Source organism: Nodosilinea sp. LEGE 07298 (assembly GCF_015207265.1).
Lineage (GTDB): Bacteria > Cyanobacteriota > Cyanobacteriia > Phormidesmidales > Phormidesmidaceae > Nodosilinea.
The window spans coordinates 1-22,875 of sequence record NZ_JADEXE010000043.1 but is presented as its reverse complement, the minus strand read 5'-3'; the positions used below and the strand labels follow the sequence as shown (position 1 = coordinate 22,875).

25 protein-coding genes are annotated in these 22,875 nt (G+C 57.9%); 18 read left to right on the top strand and 7 right to left on the bottom strand.

Annotated elements, in window-relative coordinates; genetic code table 11:
* Window positions 1-217: 217 nt before the first annotated feature.
* From petB to IQ273_RS08460, 10 genes are all read left to right on the top strand, one after another.
* Entirely contained in the window at window positions 218-886 is a 669-nt protein-coding gene (gene petB / locus IQ273_RS08505; RefSeq protein ID WP_194022743.1) for a cytochrome b6, read from the top strand.
* A 150-nt stretch (window positions 887-1,036) separates the two neighbouring features.
* Window positions 1,037-1,519 (top strand): cytochrome b6-f complex subunit IV, encoded by a 483-nt coding sequence (gene petD, locus IQ273_RS08500; protein ID WP_194022742.1) that lies wholly within the window; start codon window positions 1,037-1,039, stop codon window positions 1,517-1,519.
* A gap of 131 nt (window positions 1,520-1,650) precedes the next feature.
* Complete coding sequence (locus tag IQ273_RS08495) at window positions 1,651-2,106, top strand: anti-sigma regulatory factor (protein ID WP_194022741.1); 456 nt, start codon at window positions 1,651-1,653, stop codon at window positions 2,104-2,106.
* Window positions 2,107-2,181: 75 nt separating this feature from the next.
* A complete protein-coding gene (locus tag IQ273_RS08490; RefSeq protein WP_194022740.1) occupies window positions 2,182-3,384 on the top strand; it encodes a glycosyltransferase in 1,203 nt (400 codons plus the stop codon).
* A gap of 86 nt (window positions 3,385-3,470) precedes the next feature.
* Complete coding sequence (locus IQ273_RS08485; protein WP_194022739.1) at window positions 3,471-3,866, top strand: hypothetical protein; 396 nt, start codon at window positions 3,471-3,473, stop codon at window positions 3,864-3,866.
* Window positions 3,867-3,974: 108 nt separating this feature from the next.
* Complete coding sequence (gene def / locus IQ273_RS08480) at window positions 3,975-4,541, top strand: peptide deformylase (protein ID WP_194022738.1); 567 nt, start codon at window positions 3,975-3,977, stop codon at window positions 4,539-4,541.
* 76 nt (window positions 4,542-4,617) lie between these two features.
* On the top strand, window positions 4,618-4,815 hold the full coding sequence (locus IQ273_RS08475) for a hypothetical protein (protein ID WP_106873170.1): 198 nt from the start codon (window positions 4,618-4,620) through the stop codon (window positions 4,813-4,815).
* 91 nt (window positions 4,816-4,906) lie between these two features.
* Window positions 4,907-5,794, top strand: a complete 888-nt coding sequence (locus tag IQ273_RS08470; RefSeq protein WP_194022737.1) for a M23 family metallopeptidase — start codon at window positions 4,907-4,909, stop codon at window positions 5,792-5,794.
* 90 nt (window positions 5,795-5,884) lie between these two features.
* Window positions 5,885-6,676 carry a peroxiredoxin-like family protein gene (locus tag IQ273_RS08465; RefSeq protein WP_194022736.1) on the top strand — a complete coding sequence of 264 codons (792 nt, stop codon included), beginning with the start codon at window positions 5,885-5,887 and terminating at the stop codon, window positions 6,674-6,676.
* A gap of 17 nt (window positions 6,677-6,693) precedes the next feature.
* Window positions 6,694-7,086, top strand: coding sequence for a DUF1622 domain-containing protein (locus IQ273_RS08460; protein WP_194022735.1), 393 nt, complete (start codon window positions 6,694-6,696; stop codon window positions 7,084-7,086).
* Between the two features lie 16 nt (window positions 7,087-7,102).
* On the opposite strand, the gene IQ273_RS08455 is transcribed toward IQ273_RS08460, so the two are convergent.
* Window positions 7,103-8,437 carry a hemolysin family protein gene (locus IQ273_RS08455; protein ID WP_194022734.1) on the bottom strand — a complete coding sequence of 445 codons (1,335 nt, stop codon included), beginning with the start codon at window positions 8,435-8,437 and terminating at the stop codon, window positions 7,103-7,105.
* A gap of 200 nt (window positions 8,438-8,637) precedes the next feature.
* Here IQ273_RS08455 and ureE point away from each other — a divergent pair, with 200 nt between their 5' ends.
* The 3 genes from ureE (at window position 8,638) to IQ273_RS08440 (ending at window position 10,575) form a co-directional block, all read left to right on the top strand.
* The gene (gene ureE, locus IQ273_RS08450; protein WP_194022733.1) at window positions 8,638-9,144 is read left to right on the top strand and encodes an urease accessory protein UreE; all 507 of its coding nucleotides are present in this window, start codon (window positions 8,638-8,640) and stop codon (window positions 9,142-9,144) included.
* Window positions 9,131-9,844, top strand: a complete 714-nt coding sequence (locus IQ273_RS08445; RefSeq protein WP_194022732.1) for an urease accessory protein UreF — start codon at window positions 9,131-9,133, stop codon at window positions 9,842-9,844. Before ureE ends, IQ273_RS08445 begins: the two co-directional genes overlap by 14 nt.
* A 167-nt stretch (window positions 9,845-10,011) precedes the next feature.
* Window positions 10,012-10,575: a DUF3124 domain-containing protein gene (locus tag IQ273_RS08440; protein WP_194022731.1), complete on the top strand. Its 564-nt coding sequence runs from the start codon at window positions 10,012-10,014 to the stop codon at window positions 10,573-10,575.
* Between the two features lie 404 nt (window positions 10,576-10,979).
* On the opposite strand, the gene IQ273_RS08435 is transcribed toward IQ273_RS08440, so the two are convergent.
* From IQ273_RS08435 to IQ273_RS08420, 4 genes are all read right to left on the bottom strand, one after another.
* Window positions 10,980-12,584 carry an alpha/beta hydrolase gene (locus IQ273_RS08435; RefSeq protein WP_194022730.1) on the bottom strand — a complete coding sequence of 535 codons (1,605 nt, stop codon included), beginning with the start codon at window positions 12,582-12,584 and terminating at the stop codon, window positions 10,980-10,982.
* Window positions 12,585-12,655: 71 nt separating this feature from the next.
* Window positions 12,656-13,363 (bottom strand): DevA family ABC transporter ATP-binding protein, encoded by a 708-nt coding sequence (locus tag IQ273_RS08430; protein WP_194022729.1) that lies wholly within the window; start codon window positions 13,361-13,363, stop codon window positions 12,656-12,658.
* Between the two features lie 125 nt (window positions 13,364-13,488).
* Entirely contained in the window at window positions 13,489-14,673 is a 1,185-nt protein-coding gene (gene devC / locus IQ273_RS08425) for an ABC transporter permease DevC (RefSeq protein ID WP_194022728.1), read from the bottom strand.
* A 198-nt stretch (window positions 14,674-14,871) separates the two neighbouring features.
* Entirely contained in the window at window positions 14,872-16,062 is a 1,191-nt protein-coding gene (locus IQ273_RS08420) for an efflux RND transporter periplasmic adaptor subunit (protein WP_194022727.1), read from the bottom strand.
* Window positions 16,063-16,178: 116 nt separating this feature from the next.
* Here IQ273_RS08420 and IQ273_RS08415 point away from each other — a divergent pair, with 116 nt between their 5' ends.
* From IQ273_RS08415 to IQ273_RS08405, 3 genes are all read left to right on the top strand, one after another.
* The gene (locus IQ273_RS08415) at window positions 16,179-16,859 is read left to right on the top strand and encodes a TetR/AcrR family transcriptional regulator (protein ID WP_194022726.1); all 681 of its coding nucleotides are present in this window, start codon (window positions 16,179-16,181) and stop codon (window positions 16,857-16,859) included.
* Between the two features lie 157 nt (window positions 16,860-17,016).
* Entirely contained in the window at window positions 17,017-18,075 is a 1,059-nt protein-coding gene (gene ltaE, locus IQ273_RS08410) for a low-specificity L-threonine aldolase (RefSeq protein WP_194022725.1), read from the top strand.
* Between the two features lie 102 nt (window positions 18,076-18,177).
* Window positions 18,178-18,798, top strand: a complete 621-nt coding sequence (locus IQ273_RS08405; RefSeq protein WP_194022724.1) for a precorrin-8X methylmutase — start codon at window positions 18,178-18,180, stop codon at window positions 18,796-18,798.
* Here the strand turns inward: IQ273_RS08405 and IQ273_RS08400 are convergent.
* Entirely contained in the window at window positions 18,795-19,349 is a 555-nt protein-coding gene (locus IQ273_RS08400) for a pentapeptide repeat-containing protein (RefSeq protein WP_194022723.1), read from the bottom strand. The genes IQ273_RS08405 and IQ273_RS08400 overlap by 4 nt on opposite strands.
* 363 nt (window positions 19,350-19,712) lie before the next feature.
* Window positions 19,713-20,360: a hypothetical protein gene (locus IQ273_RS08395; RefSeq protein ID WP_194022722.1), complete on the bottom strand. Its 648-nt coding sequence runs from the start codon at window positions 20,358-20,360 to the stop codon at window positions 19,713-19,715.
* Between the two features lie 200 nt (window positions 20,361-20,560).
* Between IQ273_RS08395 and IQ273_RS08390 the strand changes: the two genes are divergently transcribed.
* The gene (locus IQ273_RS08390) at window positions 20,561-22,060 is read left to right on the top strand and encodes a cryptochrome/photolyase family protein (RefSeq protein ID WP_194022721.1); all 1,500 of its coding nucleotides are present in this window, start codon (window positions 20,561-20,563) and stop codon (window positions 22,058-22,060) included.
* Between the two features lie 165 nt (window positions 22,061-22,225).
* The gene (locus tag IQ273_RS08385) at window positions 22,226-22,681 is read left to right on the top strand and encodes a hypothetical protein (protein ID WP_194022720.1); all 456 of its coding nucleotides are present in this window, start codon (window positions 22,226-22,228) and stop codon (window positions 22,679-22,681) included.
* Window positions 22,682-22,875 lie beyond the last annotated feature (194 nt).

Sequence of the window (22,875 nt, the reverse complement as noted above, 5' to 3'; positions counted from 1 at the left end):
TCTCATTCGCCCCTCATTCGTTCATTGAGAGGACTGAGGCCGAATTTCTGCCCTAAAGCCCCGATTTCCTCCTGCCCTGCGGTTGGCGAAGATAGCAGAACGCCTCCCAGGGCTTAGAATTTATATCAGAGGATTTAGCGTAGCCATTACAGCTATGTTACATTTTTCATTGACGGCATTTATTGATATATAGAGTTACTCGAGAGTTACCCGCTTCATGTTTACCAAGCAAGTTACTGACTCTAAGACCTTCCAGTGGTTTAACGAGCGGCTAGAGATTCAGGCTTTGGCTGACGACATCTCTAGCAAGTACGTGCCGCCCCACGTCAATATTTTCTATTGCCTGGGTGGCATTACCCTGACCTGCTTCCTGATCCAGTTCGCCACTGGGTTTGCGATGACCTTTTACTACAAGCCTACGGTCACTGAAGCATTCAGTTCTGTGCAGTACCTGATGACCGACGTCAACTTCGGCTGGCTGATTCGGTCTATCCACCGCTGGTCGGCCAGCATGATGGTGCTGATGATGATTCTCCACGTGTTTCGGGTTTATCTCACCGGCGGCTTCAAAAAGCCCCGCGAGCTGACCTGGATTACTGGCGTCGTGCTGGCCGTAATTACCGTTACCTTCGGCGTTACCGGCTACTCCCTCCCCTGGGATCAGGTGGGCTACTGGGCCGTGAAAATTGTGTCTGGGGTACCCGGTGCTATTCCTGTGGTGGGCTCTACCGTCGTCGAACTGATGCGCGGCGGCGAGGCCGTTGGGCAATCTACCCTAACCCGCTTCTACAGCCTGCACACCTTTGTTTTGCCTTGGGCGATCGCGGTGTTCATGCTGCTGCACTTCCTGATGATTCGTAAGCAGGGTATCTCTGGCCCTCTCTAAGCGGTTTGAGAGTGATTTGAGGGTTCTGAGCTTTCGGTGTTGTAAAGCTCTTGTGGGCATGACGTTTGGTTTCAGCTGTACAGATTGCCCTAACTGAATGATTTAAACTTTGGGCCTGGCCCAACTGGCTGTAACAGGAGAAGTTTTTCGATGGCGACCATTAAAAAACCGGATCTAAGCGATCCTAAGTTAAGAGAAATGCTCAAGCAGGGCATGGGCCACAACTACTACGGCGAGCCCGCCTGGCCCAACGACCTGCTCTATATCTTCCCCGTGGTTATTCTGGGTACCATTGCCTGCTGTGTGGCGCTAGCTGTGCTAGATCCTGCCCTGGTAGGCGAGCCCGCTGATCCCTTTGCCACCCCGCTCGAAATTTTGCCTGAGTGGTATTTGTACCCCACCTTCCAAATTCTGCGGATTGTGCCGAGCAAGCTGCTGGGTATTGGCGCAATGACCGCCATTCCCCTGGGGCTAATGCTGATTCCCTTTATTGAGAACGTCAACAAGTTCCAAAATCCCTTCCGTCGTCCGTTGGCTACCACCCTGTTTATGCTGGGCACGGCCGTAACGCTATGGTTGGGTATTGGTGCCACCTTCCCCATTCAAGAATCGTTGACCCTAGGCTTGTTCTAGATCGTCAATGTTATCCGTTATGCAAGACCTGCGTAGAACTGTATCGTTTTACGCAGGTTTTTTTGCTGAGGGTGTACTCTTTGGCTAAGCTAAATTAAGGCCGCTGGTAAGCGTTGATACAGGAGTAGGCGATGGCAAGGGTAGTTCCCAGACAGGCACCCACACAAGCGCATTTGCAGGTGGCCAGCCAGCTCGATGTGGTCGCCCAGGTGCAGCGATGGTTTCACGAAACCTGCCGTTCTCTAGAGGGCGAGTCGGCCTGGGTTGGCAACCACTGCGATCGCCTGGCCCTGGCCCTAACCGAAGGCTTTACCAACGCGGTGCGCCACGCCCACGCCCACCTGCCCCCCGAAACCGGCATTGACATTGACCTAGCCCTCGATACCGACCAGGTCGAGATTCGTATCTGGGACTACGGTGATCCCTTTAACCCCGAACTGCTGCCCGAACCTCAGCCGGGCGAACTGCTAGAGAGCGGCTACGGCTGGTTTTTGCTGCGTCGCCTGGCCGATAAGGTGACCTACTACCGCGCTAAGGATGGGCGCAACTGCCTGTCGATTGTGAAATATGGCACCTGTCCCACCTGAAAGCAGTCCTAGCCTGAACCTGCTACAGGCCGAGTGGGTAGCCTAGGGGCAAACAGCTATTTATCACCGTCTACGATGGGTTTTTCGACCACCAATTTGCCCTCTGCACATCCACCAGCTTTACCCGTAGCGGCGTTAGAAGAGTCAGACCCGCCCACTGGGCCGATCGCGTTTGTCTTCCTCAAAATCTTTTCCTGCGAGGGCGGCATTCAGTCCTATGTCAAAGACCTTTTCAAGGCTTACCTAGAGCAGCCCCATCCCACACCCGCAGACGTATTTCTGCTGTGGGATGAGGCTGAGGTCGGTAACCCGTACAACCGGTCACCCCTGCGGTTTCATTATCTAGGTTCAGCCAGTGCTGCGGTGAGCAGAGTTAGGTTGGGGGCGGCCCTGCTGAGATATTTGATTACGCAGCGACCGAGCCGGGTGGTGTGCGGCCACGTGCTGTTGCTGCCTCTGGTCGCCCCGCTCTGCCGCTGGTTCAACGTGCCCTATACCGTCGTCACTTATGGCAAAGAGGTGTGGGAGCCCCTGCCGCCCAGGCCACAAAAGGCCCTGCGCCAGGCCGATCAAATTTGGACCATTAGCCGCTATAGCCGCGATCGCGCCTGCACCGCTAATCTTCTTGACCCCGCGAAGGTTTACCTAGTTCCCTGCGCCGTAGATGGTGCTGTCTTCCAGCCAGGATCAGCCAATTCAGCCCTGGTCGAAACCTACGGACTGGCCGGGTGCCAGGTGCTAATGACTGTAGCCCGGCTGTGGTCAGGGGATATTTACAAAGGAGTAGATGTCACCATTCGGGCGCTGCCCACCATCGCGGCAGCCATCCCGACCGTGAAATATTTGGTGATTGGCCGGGGCGATGACCAGCCCCGGCTGGCGGCACTGGCTGAGGAGCTAGGAGTGAGCGATCGCGTGGTATTTGCCGGGTTTGTGCCCACCGAGGCCCTAGTCGCCCATTACCAATTGGCCAGCGCCTACGTCATGCCTTCCCAAGAGGGCTTTGGCATTGTCTATCTAGAGGCGCTAGCCTGCGGCGTACCGGTGCTCTCTGGCGACCAGGATGGGTCTGCCGACCCCCTGCAAGATGGTCGTCTGGGCTGGCGAGTTCCCCACCGAGATCCCAAAGCGGTGGCCGCTGCCTGCATTGAGATGCTGACCGGCCACGACCCTCGCTGCCAGGGGCCGTGGCTGCGGCAAGAGACCCTGGCCGTCTTTAGCCCCGCTGCCCTAGCCCAGCGCCTGCATCAAGCCCTGCGGGCCAGCCGAGTTACTTAATTAGACCCAATCCCAGCGCTACAATAAAGTCCACAGAGCAGGGCATTGTCGCCGTCTGCTCTGGCTGCTCCACGGAGAACGCCCCTGTGAACCAAAATAACTTCAACCAAGTTCGGGTGAATTTCTCGGGGCTGGGCTGCTGGCTCACCCTGATCGGCGTCGTTTGGCTCCTGGGTGCTGTGGGCCTGGGCTGGCTGGTTAAATCTTTGGCAGTGCTGGTGGTGCTGCTGCTGGCGGCTCCAGTGCTGGGGTTCATTGGCCTGCGATTTTGGCTGCGGCGCAACCTGGTGCAGGGGCCTTGCCCGGTCTGCTCAACGACGATGACCGGCATTAAGGGAGCCGATACTCGCTGCCTCAACTGCGGCACTCCCCTACATACTGAGATCGATGGGTTCTCGCGGGTGACCGAGGCCGGTACCATTGACGTTAACGCTGTGGATATAACCGTAGATAGCAAACCCGTCTTGCCCGAAGGCGATTGATCGCCTTTTTTGGGGGTACGGTCAACCGCTATGTCGAAGTGAGTCTGTGTTGTTAGGATAGATAGCAACACGAACTGAACGCAAAATATCACCCTGGAACGCATCGCTATGCCCGCCGCCATTCAAGTCGAGAAAACCAAACTCAAGCAGCCGCCGCTGGAAATTCACACCCTGGGCGATCGCGTGCTGCGTCAGCCCGCCAAGCGAGTCGCTAAGGTTGACGATGACATTCGGGCGCTGGTGCGGGAGATGCTGCAAACCATGTACAGCGCCGACGGCATTGGCCTAGCGGCCCCTCAGGTAGCCGTTAATAAGCAGCTGCTAGTGGTCGATGTCGATCCCGAAAATACTGCCACTCCGCCGATGGTGCTGATTAACCCTCAAATCATCAAAGTCTCCAAGGAAATTGCCACTGGGCAAGAGGGCTGCCTCAGCATTCCCGGCGTTTACCTAGATGTGGTGCGCCCCGCCGCCCTAGAGGTGTCCTACAAAGACGAGAATGGCCGCCCCAAAAAGATGCAGGCCAATGACCTGCTGGCCCGCTGCATTCTCCACGAAATGGACCACCTCACCGGGGTGCTGTTTGTCGACCGGGTAGAGAACGCTCTGGCCCTCAATCAAGAGCTGCAAAAGAACGGCTTCTACGCAAAAGACGTACAGCCGCTAACCGCCTAATCATGGTGTAAGGCCCGTGGTATGCTGCCTCGGTAGGCCAAAACTTGGCCTCGGCAGATGTTTAGGAGACGTTCCTGTGACCCCCAAAAGTGGCCTGTTTTTGGCTGGTTCCTGCATTGCTGCGATCGCAGCGGTAGGCTCTATCTTTGAGCTGTCCTCCGGCAGCCCCGACTGGGGCACGGTGCCCACCACGGTGGTGCTGGGTCTCTGCGTGCCGCTGGTTGGGGTTTTGTTCTACGCAGCCGTCAAAGACGCCAAGGCCAATCAGGAGTAAACGGGCTAAATTATTCTGGCCGTCGGAATCCTCAGGCCAATCGCAGCGTCTACTATAGAAACCACTCATTTCACTACTTGAGGACGGAGCTATGGAGCCGAACCGAGATACCCCTGGGCTAACCCGGCGATCGCTGCTAGTAGCAGCGATCGCCGGGTCTACGGTAGTGCTGCTGGGTCGCCCGGCCCAAGCCTACGATGTCGTGCTCAACCCCGATGCTCCTGAACTGGGCGATACCATTTCAGTGATTGCCATTCCGCGCACGTCGGCCTCAACTCAGCCTAAGGTTACCGTTAACGACAGCACCGAGTATCCAACCTTTCCCATCAGCGGTAATCGGTTCCGCGCCCTGGTTCCCACCAGCCCGCTCGACCCACCGGGGCGCATGGTGATTCGGGTGATTGGCACTGGCGAAACCCGCAACCTGGCCCTGGGTCTTAAAAACCGCAACTTTCCCACCCAGCGCATTACCCTGTCGCCCAGTCAGAGCAACCTCGGCACCCAGCACGAGTTTGACCGGGTAGCGGCCTTCAAAAACCTTGTCTCCCCTGAGCGCTACTGGAACGGGGCCATGCAGCGCCCCACCTCTGGGCGAACCTCGACTCAGTACGGGGTGCGTCGCTACTACAACGGCGTCTTTGCTCAAGACTACTACCACCGGGGCCTAGACTATGCCGCTGCTACAGGCTCCCCGGTGGCGGCCCCAGCGGCGGGACGGATTGTTTTGGTCGGGCGCGTCTCCGACGGGTTTGAGCTGCACGGCAACACTGTCGGCATCGACCACGGCCAGGGGGTGCTCAGCATTATGATTCACCTCAGCCGCATTGACGTCAACGAAGGCGATGTGGTGCAGCCAGGCCAGGTGATTGGGGCGATCGGCAGTACAGGCGCATCGACGGGGCCGCACCTGCACTGGGGGCTATACGTCAATGGCATCTCCGTAGACCCTGGCCCGTGGATGGCCAGAGGGTTTGAGTAGAGTGGGAGCGTGGGGGCGTAGTAGCTCTGTAGGGTGGGCAATGCCCACCATTCGCTATAAGCTTCAAGCAATCCGCTTTGGAATCCTTTAATGAACACCTACGAGATTTTGTCTCACACTCAGCGATCGCGGGTGAGCGATGGGGAGAAGGTCTCCCTTCTGTCGGGCGGTGAGGGATCCGACCAGATTCTCGTGCTGGTGTGGCCGCAGCTGGGCGACTTTGACAGTTTGGAATACGCCTGGTGGCTACAGCGGGAGGCCGAAACCCTGCGCCAGCGGCAGATTGCGGTACGGGCGGTGGGGATTGGCGATCGCGCTTCCGGCCAGCAGTTCTGCACCTACACTGGCTTTCCCGCCGAACACCTGTTTGTCGACGAAACTGCGGCCCTGCACCGCGAACTGAGTCTATACGAAGGGCTAACCCTGAACCCACCGGGGCTCAAACCGGGGCAGGCGGCCTGGCTGAACTTGATGCTGATGTGTGCGGGGATCGCTAGCCCTGGCACGCTGCGCGAGGTGCTGCGGGGCTATACGGGCGATCGCCGTGCGCCCCAGCTGATTGGCGACGACGAGGTGGTGAAGGCCGGGCCGCTGCCGCCCCTGACCGGCAAAGCCTTCAACATTGTCGGTGGCAGCGGGTTTCAGCGGCCGATCGAACTGGCCACCCTGCGCCTGCGTAACATGACCGAAGTGCTGAGCCACTGGAGCACCTACGTGCCCAATGCCGCCTACCTAACCCAGCGCGGCGGTACGTTTTTGTTTGATGGCGATGGCAAGCTGCTGTACGAGCACCGCGATCGCGGCATTCTGGGCTTTGCCGCCACCATGGCCAACCCGCTAGTCTTTTTAGCCGATCATGCTCCCGCCATGAATGTTCTCTAGTACAGCTTGGGTCAGTTATGGCATGGCTTGAGCCCTTAGAAGCCCTAGTTGAAAACCTTGCCCTGGGCGTTATGTTTTGCCTGGAGGCTATTTCGGTGCTGTGCGTGTTGGTGGGGCTGCTCAAAACCGCTCGCCTAACCCTACGTCTCTGGCAGCAACGGCCAGGGCAGCCACTTCCCTTTAACCAGGTTCGACTCAAATTTGGCACCTGGCTGACCCTGGCCCTTGAGTTTCAGCTTGGGGCTGATATTTTATCGACCACCATAGCCCCCACGACTCAGGACCTAATTAGGCTGGCGCTGATTGCCGTTATTCGCACCTTCCTCAATTATTTTTTAGACAAAGAAATAGAGGCCGAACAAAGACTAGGGCGAGAGCAACACCAGTACGACCCAGACGATCGCCGCTGATCTCAACCCGGCTCGGTTATTCTGGCACCTGGTTGGGCGAGGTTGGAGACAACGGTAGATTCTCTAGCAGCACTTTATCTACCCGACGACCATCCATATCCACGACCTCAAAGCGCAGTCCTTCCCATTCAAAGAAGTCGCCGGTGCTGGGAATGCGACCCATGTGCCGGATGATAAAGCCTGCCAGGGTTTGGTAGTTGTCTTCGTCTGTGGTGAGCTGTTCGCGGTGCAGCAGTTCTTTTAGGTCATCTACCGGCAGCAGGCCATCGAGCAGCCAGGAGCCGTCCTCGCGCTGCATAACCATGGGGTCTTCGGCATCTTCTAAGGAGGGCAGGTCGCCGACAATGGCTTCGACAACGTCGTTGAGGGTGACTAAACCTTCAACCCCGCCGTACTCGTCGAGCACCATGGCAAAGTGAGTGCCCGACGACTTAAATAGCTCTAGCACCTTGAGCACGTAGGTGCTTTCGGCCACAAATAAGGGTGGCTGCAGCAGGCTAAGCAGCGTTACCGGCTCGGTATTTTGGCTGAGATAGTTGGGCAGCAGCGCCTTGAGCGACACGACGCCCACGCAGTCGTCGATGCTGTTGTTGCAGACCGGGAAGTGGGAGTGGGCGCTCTGCATCACCAGTTCGCTGTGTTCGGCAAAGGAGGCGTCGACATTCAGCCATTCAATATCGGTGCGGGGGGTCATGATCGAGCGAATCGGGCGATCGCCCAGCTGCAGCACCCGCCCCATCATCTCTTGCTCGGCCACCTCAAAGTTGCCGGCCTCGGTGCCCTGGTCAATCAACAGGCGCAGTTCTTCTTCGGTAATCGCCGCTTCGGGTCGTTCTTTGAGCCCTAGCAGGTTGACCAAAAAACTGGTCGAAGCGCCTAGCAGTATCACCAGCGGGGTCGCCAGCCAGGACAGCCGCTGCATGGGCCGCGCCACCTGGCGAGCGATCGCTTCTGGGTAGCTGAGGGCAATGCGCTTGGGCACTAGCTCACCCACCACCAGCGATAAATATGTAATCAGCCCGACCACTACCGCCAGGCTAATGATATCGCTGTAGGGGGCGAGAGTAGGCACCTGGTCTAGCCCCTGGCGCAGAGAGTTAGCGACAGTTGCCCCGCCCAGCGCACCACTGAGAATGCCGATCAGGGTAATGCCAATTTGCACCGTCGATAAAAAGTCGTTGGGGTTGTTGGCCAGTTTGAGCGCCAACCGCGCCTTGGCATTGCCGCGCCGCGCCTGGTGCTCTAGGCGCGCCTTACGGGCCGACACCACGGCAATTTCTGACCCCGAAAACACCCCATTGGCCATAATCAATAGCAAAATAAACACACTTTCAATGGCAATGTCAGACATAGGTGGGGGCACGGTGGTAAAGCAGCGTCACACAGCGACCGTCGGTAGGCCTTTGCCCTAGGAATCCAGAAAAAGGAACCTGGTCTGGGGCCGACCGCAGAGCGCTATAGCGAGTTTATCTGTATGTATTGAACGGCATATCTGCCAGCTATGGTAAAACGGATAGGCTGCCTGGCTCTCAACGTTGGTTTTAAGCTGCTGTGCTGACCGTTACCCGTGTGCTGCCCCCCGATGATGCCGCTGCTGTGATGGCCACGCTGTCGCTAACGGCCAGCGATCGCGCCAAGTCTCGGCATCGCTTTACCGCCGACGATGGCACGCCGCTCTACCTCAATCTGGCGCGGGGTACGGTGCTGCGCGGCGGCGATTTGCTGGGGGGCGATTTGCTGGGGGGCGATGGGGGAAGCGATCGCGGCACCGATGGGCTCATTCGGGTGATAGCTAAGCCTGAGCCCGTGGTCCTCGTCACCGCCGATGCAGGGTTTGATTTGATGCGAGCCGCTTACCACCTGGGCAACCGCCATGTGTCTCTAGAACTGGCGGCAGACAGCCTCAAATTAGAACCCGACCCCGTGCTAGAAGCCATGCTGGCTCAGCTCGGCGGGCTAGTGCTCACTCCAGCTACTCTGCCCTTCGAACCCGAAGCCGGAGCCTATCGTTCGGGAATTCACAACCCCATTCACGACCACGGCCATGACCATAACTAGTGCTCAGGCCCTGCTGCGGCTGCTGCAATTGACCAGCCCCGCTTTGCCAGTCGGGGCCTACAGCTATTCTGAAGGGCTGGAAACCCTAGTCGAGCAGGGCATTGTGACGACTCCAGCCGCCCTGACCCACTGGCTAGAGCAAGAGCTAGCCCATGGCCTGGTGGCGATCGACGGAGCCGCCCTGGGGCTGGTTCACCACGCCGCCACTCAGGCAGGCTGGGGCGATCGCAAGGGAGTGCCTGCGCCAGATTTCTTTGCCCCCCTCAATCATCAGCTCTCTGCCCTGCGCGACAGCGAAGAAAGCCGCCAGCAGAGCTGGGCGATGGGCCGCGCCCTGGTGCGCATGGCCACCCACCTGCACCCTGACCTCAAGCCCTGGTTTAGCGCAGTGGGCAGCCCCTGCAACTTTGCCGTCGCGTTTGCCCTGCTCGCCGCCCACTGGGAGATCGACGGGCGACAGACCGTGCTGGGCTATCTACACAGCTGGGCGGCCAACTTAATTACCAGCGCCGTCAAGCTGATTCCGCTGGGGCAGACGGTGGGCCAGCAGATGCTGCTAGAGCTGTACCCAGTGCTGGAGGAAAGCTGCGATCGCGCCCTTGCCGCTCAATCGCTAGACGATCTCTACCTCAGCAGCTGGGGTACATCGCTTGCCACCATGCAGCACGAGGCCCTCTACACCCGACTCTTTCGCAGTTAAGCCAAGACAACGCTACAGTTGAGTGGCACTGAATCAAGGCTGGTGGGCAGTGCCCACCCTACGGCAGATCAAGGCTTTCGGCGATCTGCGAGAGCTTATTTCAGCGCCATTCCGCTACAGTTAGCTTGGTCCATGATGCTGAGCCCATTACTTTAAAAGGTGGTCTGATGGCGAATCTGAAGGGAGCGCTGCTAGGGGTGGTGCTGGCAATGCTATCGGCCTGCGCGACCCAGACTGCGGCCAACAGCCCCACGCCCAGCCTCTCGACGCAGCAGCGGTTTGCAGATCGCCCCGGCGTTACAGTACTGGCCGCTGCTGACGCGATCGCCGCGCCCGTACAGGGGCAAACGCTCTACGTGCCGGTCTACGCCGAAATTTTTGACTCTGACCAAAACCGCACCTTTCAGCTCACGGCTACGCTCAGCCTGCGCAACACCGATCGCAACCAGCCGATTGTGATTTCCACTCTCGATTACTACAACTCGGCGGGCGATCGCGTGATGGCTTACCTCGATGCGCCGATTCAGCTAGGCCCGCTGGCCTCCACAGAAGTCGTCATCGACCGCAGCGATGTTACCGGCGGCATTGGGGCCAATTTCATTGTGCAATGGCAGGCCACCGCCCCCGTCAGCGATCCCGTCGTCGAAGCCGTGATGATCAGCTCCGCCTCCCAGCAGGGCATGTCGTTCGTTAGCCCCGCCCGCGTGATCGAAACACTGCCGCCCGAATAATAGCGATCGCCCCGACCTGCAAGGCTATAGCTGTAGCCAGTCTGGTAAGGACTGTTTCCCTGAGAACGTTCAAACGTTTGAACGTTCTCAGGCTTTATGGATGTCCTAACCCAGGTGACTCTGGCTATATATCACCGCCTGGACATCGCGTATCACCGCCTGGTTTTACGATGCGATCGCCCTGCAATGCGATGTCACGGCCTGGTTTTACGATGCGATCGCCCTGCAATGCGATATCAACCCCTGGTTATGGCAATACAAGGCTTGGTTATAGGATGCGATCGCCCCGCAACGCTATATCATCCCCTGGCTATAGCAAAACAGGGCTTGGTTGTAGGATGCGATCGCCCCGCAATGCCATTGTCGCAGCGTGACTTGGCCTGCACCAGCAAAACCCTACAATGCTATTCCTCCAGCGCAACATCACGCACCAGGTAGAGGGGTAGCTCGGGCTGGCTAAGCGTTTGCACATAGGTCTGGTCGAGATACTGGCGATAGTCATTTTCTCCGGCCAGATGGGCTTTAAAGAAGGCCACACTCATGGCTTCGATATAGCCCTGCGCGGTCATCGGACTAGGACCGATCGCCTGTGCGGGCACCGGCAAGGTATCTGTATCGGGTTGCTCAAAAATAGTGGAAAAATGAGTGCCGTTTTTGATCAGCAACAGGTAGCGCTCAGCGACCTCTAACCAGGTAAACGGGCGAATTTGTTCGGCCAGAGCGGGCGTCACTGTATCTGCACTGCCGGAGACGATCAGAATCGGTACATCGATATTCGCCATGCCTGCTTCGCCAAACACGACGCTATCGAGGGGATTGATCGCGATCGCTGCTTTGATGCGACGGTCTTCTAGGGTAGGCAGCGGCTGGGGCAGCCTGAGTACCGAGCACTGCAGCAGCAGCGACAGATTCAGCTGGCTAGACAGCTCTGGCGGGCAGCTCTGCTCCAACGATGCCGGGTTGACGGTGGCACCCGCTAGGGCCAGCATCGTATACGCTCCAAAAGACTGTCCCAAACCACCAATCCGCTCAAAATCGATTCGATTGCCCAGGGCTGAACCTTGAGCAGCAGCTGCCAACTCATCTAGCAGCATTTGAATTGACGTGGCCCGCCGCACCATCTCTTCGGGATCAACGGCTTCATTGGTTTGGCCTGTGAGCAGCGCCTCTATCTGGTCTGAGCTACTGCCGGGGTGCTCTACCACCGCCACGGCGAACCCGTGAGAGGCTAAATGCTCAGCCACGTAGGCAAAGGACGAGCGATCGCCCCCTAACCCGTGGGAAATGATTACCAGCGGAACGTTCTGCTCGTCGGGTAGATAGAGGTCGGTTGGCAGAGTCAGCTGATCGAGCGACTGCTTTTGCCAGCGGTATGGCCCTAGCTTGGTTGGGTTACCCGGAGCAGAGGCAATGTCGCCTGCTTCGCCAGCGGCAGCCGTGGCCTGCTGACCAATTTGAGCCACCGTCTGCTGGGTTTGGTTGATGGTGGTCAACACTTCCCGAGCTACCGATGAGACCTGCTGCAAATCAACCCGCGCCCCTTCCGTGGGGAAATGCTTGAGGAAGCTGAGCACATTAAAGTCGGCATCGGGGTCGGCTGCCGCTAAGATCAGCGCCCCCCGAATCGCCCGCGCTCCATTCAGCTGCCTCGCCGTTTGCACCACTTCTCCCAGGGCATCCAAGATGGCCTCTCCCTGCGGCGTGTAGAGAAACTGAGCAACTGTCACCACATCAATATCGGCGCTGAGGGTGAGCGCGTTGCGAAATTGTTCGAGCTGTTCGGGGCTGAAGTAGCGGCTCAAACTTTCCAACTCGTTGTTGAGCTTGCCCGTGCGGGCGTAGGTCTCTAGGTCGGCGACGGCGATCGAGCGCTCTAGCGGTCCAAAGTTGATAAAGACGCGCTCGGCGCTGTGGCCCGGCAGCGCAAACCACAGCGATTGCAGTAGAACCGTCGCTAAGAGAATGGCCACGAATTTCAATCGCTGCCTGGTCCAAACTCGAATGGTCATAGAAGAACCTGGGGCTGACTTAAACAGAAGGGAGCTAATCAGGAACAAGCGAGCCGTGGGCAGGCCTACGACTATTGTGCGCTCTCCGCCAGCTCTGGCTGCTTCGAGAGGCGTCCATCTTCCATATACACAATGCGATCGGCGATGTCGAGAATGCGATTGTCGTGAGTGACCAGCAGAATTGTGCAGCCCTGCTGCTTGGCCAAATCGTGCATGATATCAACCACGTCGCGGCCCGATTTTTTATCGAGGGCGGCGGTGGGTTCGTCGGCCAGCACAATTTTGGGGCGGCTGACTAGAGCGCGGGCGATCGCCACCCGCTGCTTTTGGCCCCCCGATAAATCTGCTGGGTAGTAGTGAATGCGATCGCCCAGGCCGACCTTTTCTAGCATGGCGGCGGCCTGACGATGGCGTTCGGGCTTGGCTAAATTACCGTGGACTTCTAGCCCCATCTGCACATTCTCAATCGCTGTCAGGCTGCCGTGTAAATTGTGGGCCTGAAAAATATAGCCATTGTTGCGGCGGGCCTTGACCAGGTCATTTTCGCTGGCCCCGGTAATTTCATGGCCAACCACCTTGAGGCTGCCCGTCTGCGCCGATCGCAGACCGCCAATCAGGGTGAGCAGTGTCGTTTTGCCAGAGCCTGATGGCCCAGTCATAATCACAATCTCCCCCGCCGAGATCGCCAGGTTAATGTCGAACAGCACCTGTTTTTGCAGGTTGCCCGCACCAAAAGAGTGATTGAGCTGATGAACAACGATGGAATGATTGGTGGACATAGGAACTAGAGGAGTTTTGAGTTTTGAATCGTGGGGTGGGTGCTGCCCACCAGCATTGAATTTATTGGTTTACATAGGCTCTGCGGCCTGCGGCAATCCAAAATCGCCAGTCTAAAATCCAAAAATTAGAAGATATCTGCCGGGTCGGCGGCCTGCAGGCGGCGAGTGGCGATCGCCCCCGAAGCCCCACACATCACAAAGGTGAGCGTCAGCACCGTAATGGCCCGGCTGGTGGGCATGGCCAGGGGCAACGCCGTGGCCGCAGCCGTCAGCTGATAGGCCCCCAGGGCAATCACCAGGCCGGGCACAAAGCCCAGCACCGACAGAATGATCGCCTCTTCAACCACAATGCCCAACAGGTAGGAGTTGCGGTAGCCCATAGCGCGAAAGGTGGCATACTCGCCCAGGTGGCTGTTCACATCGGTTGAAAGCACTTGATAGACGATCACCACGCCAACGATGAACCCCATCGCCGACCCCAGGCCAAACACAAAGCCAATCGGCGACGCAGACTGGATATCGTTAAGCTCAAAATCGACGTAACCCGCCTGGGTTAACACCTGCACATCATCGGGCAAGCGAGCGGCTAGCTCGGCTCTCACCTGCTCAAGGTCGGCCTCTGGTTCCAGGTTGATCAATCCCAGGCTCACGGCCCCGGCCTCTCGTTTAGGAAACAGCCGCAAGAAATTCTGGTCGCTGGTAATCAACGCGCCATCATCGGAAAACGATGCGCCCACTTCAAACAGCCCGGCCACCTCCACGGTGCGCAGGCCAATTTCTGTCGTCACCCGCTCGCCCCGATTGACTTGCTCAATCATCTCGTCGTAGCTGCCGCGCGAGGCCTGGTCAAATAAGACATGGTCGGGCAGGCGAATGGTATCGAGCTTCGCATTCACGTCGGGCAGGTCAAAGGCAGGCTGACTGGGGTTTTGGCCAATCAGCAGCATGGAGGTCTGCTGGCGGTTTTGAGGGTTGCGCCACTGCACCGAACCCAGATACAACGGTTCGGCAGAGACGACACCGGGTACATCTTGAGCCTGCCAGAGCCGCCGCCGAGTAAACGTGCGCAACTGGCCAAAGTTTTTCGCCTGGGTGCTGATGATCACCAGGTCGGCCTGTAGGGCGCGGGGATACTGGGTGTTGCTTTTGTAGAGAGCATCGGCAAACCCCAGCTGCATGAAGATCAAAATATCGGCGAAGGTAATGCCTGCGATCGCAGTCAGCAGCCGCAGGCGATCGTGCTTGAGCTGCTTTAGCCCGAGGGGGGTGCGATCGCCCAGCGTTTTGAGGGTTTTGATCAGGCCAAGCATAGGGGTGGCTCCTGGGTCGATTTTGGCTTGAGGGTTTTATAGCTGTAGCCAGTCTGGTTAAGACATTTCTCTTCTAAATATTTGAACGTTCAAACGTTTGAACGTTTTCTGATGTCCTAACCCAGGCGACTGTAGCTATAGATTTTGGATTGGGCGTTGTTAGTGTTAATTGTTGAACTGGCGATATAGCCGGATCGGCTATTCGGTTTCAATCATCGCCGTTACCTGCAGGTTCGTGAGCCCCGCCACGGTTTGACTGGCGGCCTCATCCAGGTCGATGAACACTTCAATCACCCTGGCGTCGATGTTGGCGGCAGGGTCTTCGTTGACCACCTGCTGCGGCTGCACTTGTAGGCCAATGCGATCGACGGTGCCCTGCAGCGTTTCGGGAAACACCGTGGAGGTAATCTCAGCGGGCTGACCCACTTTGAGCTGGTTGATGTCGCTCTGGTAGACTTCGGCAACCACCTGCATCTGCTGGGTTTGGCCCAGGGTGGCAATGCCTTCCTCGGCAATTTTTTCGCCGGGGCGAGCGTGAATTTTGAGAATCTGCCCGGCCTGGGGCGATCGCACCGTCGCCTGGGCCAGATTGGCCTCGGCTTCAGCTACGGCGGCGATCGCGGCCTCGACTTCTGCCTCTGCCGCCGCCACATCCACGGGCCGCACCTCGGCAATTTGGTCGAGGGTAGCGCGGGCTTGATCGATCTGCTTGCGGCTGGTGGTCCGAATTCGCTCCAGAGAGGCTTGGGCTTCCTGAAGCTGCCGCTGGGCCGTGGTGTAGGTGAGCTGTCTGGCATCGCGATCGGAGGCCGAAATGCCGCCCTGCTGGTACAGCGATTCGTAGCGCTCGTACTCCACGCGAGCATTTTCGACTTCGGCCTCTAAACGCGCGACCACGGCCTGTTGACCGCTGAAGTCGCCTGCCTGAGCGGCCTCCAATCGAGCGATCTCGGCCTGCTGGGCGGCAATTTCCCCCGACTTGGCTCCGGCTTCGACTTGGGCCAGCTGGGCGCGGGCTACCTGCACCTGCTCTTGGGCCTGTTGCAGGGCGGCCTGGAGGCGATCGCGGTTGTCCAAAATGGCGATCGCCTGACCGGCTGCGACGCGATCGCCCTCTGCCACCAGCAGCCGCTCAATTCGGCTTTCCTGGGTGGCTGTGGGCGCAATCAGATTAATCGCCTCGCCCTCGGGCTCTAACCGTCCCAGGGCGGTCACCGTTGCGATCGCTGGGGCCACAACCTCGACCTCAGCCTGCTGGGCAACCCGTCCCTGCCAACCTCTCCAGATCCCAAACCCCGCCACGCCCAGAATGGCCGTCCCCACCAAAGCCAGCCACCGACGAGACAAATTAGCCGATGCAGCCCTGTGGCTTAGAGCACCTAAATTCATTAGCTCCCTCCCAACAAAACGAAAAGCTCTATCAGCAATCATACTAAACCGTTCAGTATTGTCAACTAAACGGTTTAGTAAAGCCTAGCGATACGCCAGAGCTTGGTAGCCTTGTTATGCTGCAGACAAACTTTGCGGAGTTCCCCAGCGTGAATGCTTCAGATCAGCCCAGGCTCTTCAGCCCGTTCATTGGCGATCCAACCAATAAGGCCGGGGCAATCTTGACGGGTGCCCTGGAGGTATTTACAACCTATGGCTATACCGCCGCTAGCATGGACCGGATTGCTGCCGTAGCCGGGGTTTCTAAGTCGACTCTCTACACCTACTTTCACGACAAAGAAGGGCTGTTTGTCGCGTTGATCCAGTGGCTCACGCAAAACACCAATCAGATCATTTTCAATTTGCATGCTGATTTTGACCTGCAAACGCCACCCGATCAGGTCCTGCGTCACATGGCTACTTCAGTGCTAACGGAGTTTTCTAACAACCAATCGCTCTTAACTTTGATGCGATTAATGATTGGCGAGTCTGAGCAATTTCCAGAATTGGCTAAAACCTTTATCCGCACCGTTCAAAAGCCGTTGCTTGAAAAGCTCGCCCTCTACTTTACGTCTCAACCTCAGCTCAATTTGCCTGATCCTGTAGTCTCTGCCCGGATTTTTGCCGGTTCCTTAGTGCACTATCTGATCATTCAAAATGTCTTACACGGCAGCGATATTCTTCCCCTAGAACAAGAGCGCATGATTGATGGTTTAATCCAAATGATGATGGCGGCCAAGGATGTTTCTGACGAGTAAACAATCCCCTATGGATGGGCGCAGGGCCGCCGCTCCTGAGGGGGTACAGCATCATTCGGTATTTTTGCTGCCAGAATTGTTCTAAACGCTTGCTATCCGGTTATCGAGTTGCATCCTCCAGCCCAGCCCCACTCCACCCTCAAGCTCTTCCCTCCCTATGGCGACTATTCATCCCTCCGCTGACTTTCGCTCCGACACTGTCACCTGGCCCACCCCCGCTATGCACGAGGCCATGGCTGCCGCCGAACTGGGCGATGATGTCTACGGCGAAGACCCCACCGTCAACGAGCTAGAAACCCTGGCTGCTAACCTATTGGGTAAAGAGGCGGGGCTATTTGTCACCAGCGGTACCCAGGGCAACCTGATCGCCGCCCTCACCCACGCCCAGCGCGGCGACGAAGCCATTTTGGGCGAAGATGCCCACACCTTCTGCTGGGAAGCCGGGGGTATCGCCGTGCTGGGCGGCATCACGACTCGTCCGCTGCCCACCGACAGCCGAGGCCGCATGGCGCTAGAGGCGATCGCAGCCGCTATTCGGGTTGACAACCCCCACCTGCCCCACAGCCGCCTAATTTTGCTAGAGAACAGCTCGGGAGGCAACAACGGCGCGGCGATCGCACCCGAGTATTTCGAATCTATCAGCACCCTGGCCCAGTCGCACAACCTCAGTGTGCATCTCGATGGGGCGCGACTGTTCAACGCCACCACCGCCCTCGGGGTAGACCCCACCGCCATTACCAGCCATGTTGACTCGGTGAGCGTGTGCCTCAGCAAAGGGCTGTGCGCCCCGGTGGGGTCGGTGCTGGTGGGCAGCGAGGCCTTTATTCACCAGGCTCGCCGCCACCGCAAGCTGCTCGGCGGCGGCATGCGCCAGGCGGGCGTGCTGGCGGCGGCAGGCATTTTGGCCCTCAAAACCATGACCCAGCGCCTTCAGACTGACCACGACAACGCCCAGGCCCTAGCCCAGGGGTTGGCCAACATTCCCGGCCTAGAGATCGACCCAGCCGTGGTTGAGACCAACATGGTGTTTTTCAATTTGGCCCAGGACATAGACATCTCCCCTGAGCACCTGATCAAAACCCTGCGCGCCGACTATGGTTTGTATACGGGCGGTTACGGCGATCGCACCCTACGTGCCGTCACCCACTACTGGATTCAGCGCCCCCAGGTAGAGCAGTTAGTCGAAGCGATCCGAACTATTCTCACAAGGGGATGAGGGGATAGAGACACGAAGCGGCTTCCTGCCTCTACCCATTGCGTTGCCACCCAGACCTGGCTACACTTAGCCCAGCAATCTGACCCCACTTCCCCAGCTTTTATGGAATGGCATGTGACCGATGCCCACAGCCTGCGAGTCATCGACTCCGAAATTGGCGACCACAGCTTCTCGCCCTCGGAGTACGAAATCGTGCGGCGGGTGATTTACGCCACCGCAGACTTTGACTTCAAAGACCACATTCACTTTTCTGAACAGGCGTTGCAGTCGGGGGCAGCAGCCCTAGCGGCCCGTACCACTATCATTGTGGATGTACCGATGGTGCAGGTGGGCATTACCCCTAGCATTCAAAATACGTTTGCCAACCCGGTGTACTGCAGCATGGATGCCCTGACTCGCCCCCAAAAGGGCAAAAGCCAGGCATCTTGGGGTATAGAAACCCTGGCCCAGCGCTACCCCGAGGGCATTTTTGTGGTCGGTGCCTCTGAGGCTGCGCTGGCGGCCCTGGTCGATCTAATCGATTCAGAAAAGGTGCGCCCTGCCCTGGTGGTGGCCACCCCCGCCGGGTTTATCGATACCGCCGTCGTCAAAGACCGTCTGCAAGACACCATGGTGCCCCACGTGCGGATCAACGGCCGCAAAGGCAGCGCCGTGGTGGCTGCCGCCATTGTCAACGGGCTAGTAGATCTGGCTTGGCAGGCCTACGGCAAAGAGAATGCTTAGCAATCGCGATTCTCGATGCTGCCGTCGGGCATAGTAGTGTTACAAAACAGCACCATGCTGCGGTTAACGCCGCGTAGGTTAGCGCCTTTCAGGTTGGCTCCTTTTAGATTGGCGGTGCCCAGGGTAACGCTCAGCATTACCGCACCGCTAAGGTCGGCATCAGAAAGATTGGCGTCAGATAGGTTGGCCTGGGTCATCTCGACATTGGTTAGGTCAGCCCCAGAGAGGTTGGCACCGGGTAGGTTAGCTCCATTCATCTGAGCGCCAGCCAGGCTAGCTCCACTCAGGTTAACCCCTTCCATCTCGGTGAGCATGAGGTTGGCGTTGCCCAGGTCGGCACCCACCAGGTTGGCCCCGGTGAGCACAGCAATCTTGAGGTTGGCTCCGTTTAGGTCGGTGTTGCTAAGGTCAGCGTCGTTGAGAATGCACACCTGGCACTTTTTGGTGTCGAGCAGCTTTTGCACATCGTCGGGAATGGCGGCTTCGGCAGCGGCAAAGCCGAAACCCCAAAACATCAGGGCGAGTGCCAGCATGGCCAGTAGGCGTTTCATAGTCTGCAAAAATCCTGTAAGCGGGTCTTGGCTATTCTCCCACTCAATGGGGAAGCCGAGCAGCCAAACCGGGTCGGTTATGGCTTCGATTTGCGCAGTGGTCGGGCATCTATAGCTGTGGCCAGTCTGGTTAAGACAGGTCTCCTATGAACGTTCAAACGTTTGAACGTTCATAGGGTTTCTGGATGTCCTAACCAACGTGACTATGGCTATATCTCGATACCGACTCAATGATGAGTATCCCGATCGCAATGGCTAGTACTCGACGGCTTAAATATGCCCACCATTCCAAATTACTTGGCTCCCTAGCCCCCCTGCTCCCTAGCTCCCGGCGAATAGTATCTAAACTTGCCCCGCAGAGTACTAGACTGTTTGCCCTAGCCAAAACGTCTCTGGCTGAGGGTGGCGGCGGCAGGGGGGCCAGTGGCTCAGGGCATTGGCATCTATAGTAGGCGCGGGCACTGGCAGGTCTTGAGCCAGGCACAGGTGAGCGATCGCGCGCTCAAACTCAACCCCGTGCCCGCTAGCCCCCGCTACGCTATGAGCCAGCTCGTGGGCCACCAGCCCTGGCCAGTCGGCGGGCACAATGCGGCTAGGGTCGACCATCAGGGTGGTCGGAACGCTGCGATCGCTGCAAAACCCATCGACCCCCGCCCGAGTGGCAATAGGAGCCGCAAAAAGCTGAACTCTAGGCCGTTGGCTCACCTCAAAACAGGCCAAAAGATCGCTCAAAATAGCGTTGAGCGGCTGATTGACCTCGTGAATGTGGAGCCCAATCCAGATCAGAGCGGCCCCCGGCGGATCGGCAATATGGTCAAGGCTAACCCAGCTAGGCTGTACGGCCAAATCTCGCAGCAGGCTTAAATACTGCGTCGCCCGCAGCACTGGATCAACCTCTGAGGCCGGAGCCTGCTGCCAATAGGCATGGGGCTGCGGGTAAGCAGGGACGCTATTTTGGGGCGAATACCCGTTCCAAATCGGTTCCCGATTGCTGCGCAAATCGCGAGTCATGGGTCAAAGGCTGAGTTAGCCGTGGCAGTAAGTAAAATTTTCCCACAGTATCTACCCCAGTTGCGCGCTCTACTGCCCTAGCCCAGGACTGTCATCAGCGCCTTAGCGGTCTTTGTAACCGATCTGCCCATTCCCTCGGCGCTCACCTACGCGACAATAAAACAGACCGTAGACAAGCAGACAGCTTAGGGGAAAGGGCAATGACCATTGGGGTTTGGGTACTCGGCAACCAGCTGTGGCAAAACCAGGCGGCCCTGGCCAGCTGCGAAAGCAAAGATGTCCCGGTTCTTTTGGTAGAGTCGCTAACCTTCGCCCAGGAGCGCCACTACCACCGGCAAAAGCTGGTGCTGGTGTGGTCGGCCATGCGCCACTTTGCAGATGGGCTTGAAGAGGCCGGATGGCCCGTCACCTATGCGATCGCCGCTGACACCGAAACCGCCCTGCGCAACTGGATCAAGGCCGAGGGCATTACCGAACTACGGCTCATGGACCCGGTCGATCATCCGTTTACCGCCTGGCTAGACGATTTAGATTTACCCTGCCAGCTCACCCGGCTCGACAACAACCTCTTTCTCTGGAAAACCGACGACTTCAACACTTGGGCCAACCAGCGCAAGAGCCTGCTCATGGAGAGCTTTTACCGAGAGGGCCGCAAGCGCTTCGACGTGCTGATGGAGGCCGACCAGCCCGTCGGCGGTCAGTGGAACTTTGACAAAGACAACCGCAAGCCGCCCAAAGGCAAGCTCAGCACCCCGGCTCCCCACTGGTTTGAGCCCGACGCCACCACACAATCTGTGATCGACAAGGTTGAGGGGTTGAAAATTCCGACCTTTGGCAACACGACTCCCTTCAACTGGGCCGTCACCCGCGACCAGGCGCTGGAGGTGCTGGAGGTGTTCATTGCAGAGCGGCTAGAGACCTTTGGCCCCTACCAAGACGCTATGGTCACCGGTGAAGAAACCATGTGGCACGCGCTGCTGTCGCCCTACCTGAACCTAGGCCTGTTGCACCCACTGGAGGTGATCGAGCGGGTGGAGGAAGCGTTTGCAGAACACGACCTGCCCCTCAACAGCGTGGAAGGCTTCATTCGCCAAGTGATGGGCTGGCGCGAGTACATGCGCGGCCTCTACAGCCACTTTGAGGCCGACTACAGCGATCGCAACTGGTTTGACCACCAGCAGCCGCTGCCCGAGTTTTTCTGGACTGGCGAGGTGGAGATGAACTGCCTGCACCAGGCGATCGACCAAACCAAGCGCACCGGCTACGCCCACCACATTCAGCGGCTGATGATTCTCAGCAACTTTTCGCTAATTGCCGGGTTCAAACCCCAGCAGGTAAAAGACTGGTTTCACGCCGCATTTATCGACGCCTACGACTGGGTAATGCAGACCAACGTGATTGGCATGGGCCTGTTTGCCGATGGCGGGCTGCTGGCCTCTAAGCCCTACGCCTCGTCGGCCAACTACGTGAACAAGATGAGCGACTACTGCAAAGGCTGCCGCTACAACCCTAAAGCGCGCACGGGGGAAGACGCCTGCCCGTTTAACTTTTTCTACTGGGACTTTTTGCACCGCCACCGCGACAAACTACAAACCCAGGGCCGCATGAGCTTTATTCTCAAGAACCTAGACCGGATGAAGCCAGAAGAACTAGACGCCATTCAGCAGCAGGCCCAGGAGTGGCACCAGGCACACCAGTAGCAGAAGTTGTGTTTTGTGACAGTTCAAGGGCGCGATCGCGTCCCCTTTTCCTCCAGGGCTAGAATGCAGATCCGTGCAGTGGATAGGTTTTCCGCTGTTCGGATGGCCCTGCAAGGACCAATCTCTGACCATCGTCTTCTCTGTCGAAACTTTTGGTAAAACTTCATGGTTCAAACCGCACCTCAAACCCCCGCCGACACTCTGCCCGCCGATAGCTACGTGGTGATCGGACGTGCCACCTGCTACCTGCGCCAGGAGGGAGACGTGGTCGAGCTGCAAATTCTAGAGCCAATTCCATCGTCCTACCTGCAATCGGTGCTACAGGGCGTGCCCACCTCCTACAGCGCCATCTGCGGCACCACCATGGCCCAGGCCCTAGCGATGGATCTAGGCGACATTTCCGCTGCTCCGGCCCAGCCCTGCGCCGACTACGAAGAGCGTATTTTAGCCGCCGCCCGCACCTACCAATCTCGGCCCGAGGCGGTGAATCTGGTACCCGTAGGCACCATCCACCGCGAGCTCAACTACACCACCGAGAAAAAACGGGTGCTCAACAACCAGCGCAAAATTTCTAAAAACGACAACGTCAAGCAGCACAAGTACACCCACGAAGTGCTGTAGATGGGGTTTAGGTAGAAGGTACAGGGTGCAAGGTTTAAGGTTCAAGGCGAGGCACAGACCTTAAACCTACCCCTGTTAAGGTGATCATTCGTACTAGTGCGGTCAATTGGATAAGCTAAAGACGTTACCCCTGGCCGCTTAGAGTCAATGAGTTAGCGTCCCATGATAAACGCGCTATTCGAGCAATTTGTTGA

Coding starts and splice junctions, on each gene's coding strand:
- IQ273_RS08395 (WP_194022722.1), bottom strand. CDS start 20,360: ATGACTCGCGATTTGCGCAGCAATCGGGAACCGATTTGGAACGGGTAT.
- petB (WP_194022743.1), top strand. CDS start 218: ATGTTTACCAAGCAAGTTACTGACTCTAAGACCTTCCAGTGGTTTAAC.
- IQ273_RS08390 (WP_194022721.1), top strand. CDS start 20,561: ATGACCATTGGGGTTTGGGTACTCGGCAACCAGCTGTGGCAAAACCAG.
- IQ273_RS08465 (WP_194022736.1), top strand. CDS start 5,885: ATGAACACCTACGAGATTTTGTCTCACACTCAGCGATCGCGGGTGAGC.
- IQ273_RS08430 (WP_194022729.1), bottom strand. CDS start 13,363: ATGTCCACCAATCATTCCATCGTTGTTCATCAGCTCAATCACTCTTTT.
- IQ273_RS08470 (WP_194022737.1), top strand. CDS start 4,907: ATGGAGCCGAACCGAGATACCCCTGGGCTAACCCGGCGATCGCTGCTA.
- devC (WP_194022728.1), bottom strand. CDS start 14,673: ATGCTTGGCCTGATCAAAACCCTCAAAACGCTGGGCGATCGCACCCCC.
- IQ273_RS08405 (WP_194022724.1), top strand. CDS start 18,178: ATGGAATGGCATGTGACCGATGCCCACAGCCTGCGAGTCATCGACTCC.
- IQ273_RS08385 (WP_194022720.1), top strand. CDS start 22,226: ATGGTTCAAACCGCACCTCAAACCCCCGCCGACACTCTGCCCGCCGAT.
- IQ273_RS08455 (WP_194022734.1), bottom strand. CDS start 8,437: ATGTCTGACATTGCCATTGAAAGTGTGTTTATTTTGCTATTGATTATG.
- ltaE (WP_194022725.1), top strand. CDS start 17,017: ATGGCGACTATTCATCCCTCCGCTGACTTTCGCTCCGACACTGTCACC.
- IQ273_RS08490 (WP_194022740.1), top strand. CDS start 2,182: ATGGGTTTTTCGACCACCAATTTGCCCTCTGCACATCCACCAGCTTTA.
- IQ273_RS08420 (WP_194022727.1), bottom strand. CDS start 16,062: ATGAATTTAGGTGCTCTAAGCCACAGGGCTGCATCGGCTAATTTGTCT.
- def (WP_194022738.1), top strand. CDS start 3,975: ATGCCCGCCGCCATTCAAGTCGAGAAAACCAAACTCAAGCAGCCGCCG.
- IQ273_RS08495 (WP_194022741.1), top strand. CDS start 1,651: ATGGCAAGGGTAGTTCCCAGACAGGCACCCACACAAGCGCATTTGCAG.
- IQ273_RS08460 (WP_194022735.1), top strand. CDS start 6,694: ATGGCATGGCTTGAGCCCTTAGAAGCCCTAGTTGAAAACCTTGCCCTG.
- IQ273_RS08435 (WP_194022730.1), bottom strand. CDS start 12,584: ATGACCATTCGAGTTTGGACCAGGCAGCGATTGAAATTCGTGGCCATT.
- IQ273_RS08440 (WP_194022731.1), top strand. CDS start 10,012: ATGGCGAATCTGAAGGGAGCGCTGCTAGGGGTGGTGCTGGCAATGCTA.
- petD (WP_194022742.1), top strand. CDS start 1,037: ATGGCGACCATTAAAAAACCGGATCTAAGCGATCCTAAGTTAAGAGAA.
- IQ273_RS08400 (WP_194022723.1), bottom strand. CDS start 19,349: ATGAAACGCCTACTGGCCATGCTGGCACTCGCCCTGATGTTTTGGGGT.
- IQ273_RS08415 (WP_194022726.1), top strand. CDS start 16,179: ATGCTGCAGACAAACTTTGCGGAGTTCCCCAGCGTGAATGCTTCAGAT.
- IQ273_RS08445 (WP_194022732.1), top strand. CDS start 9,131: ATGACCATAACTAGTGCTCAGGCCCTGCTGCGGCTGCTGCAATTGACC.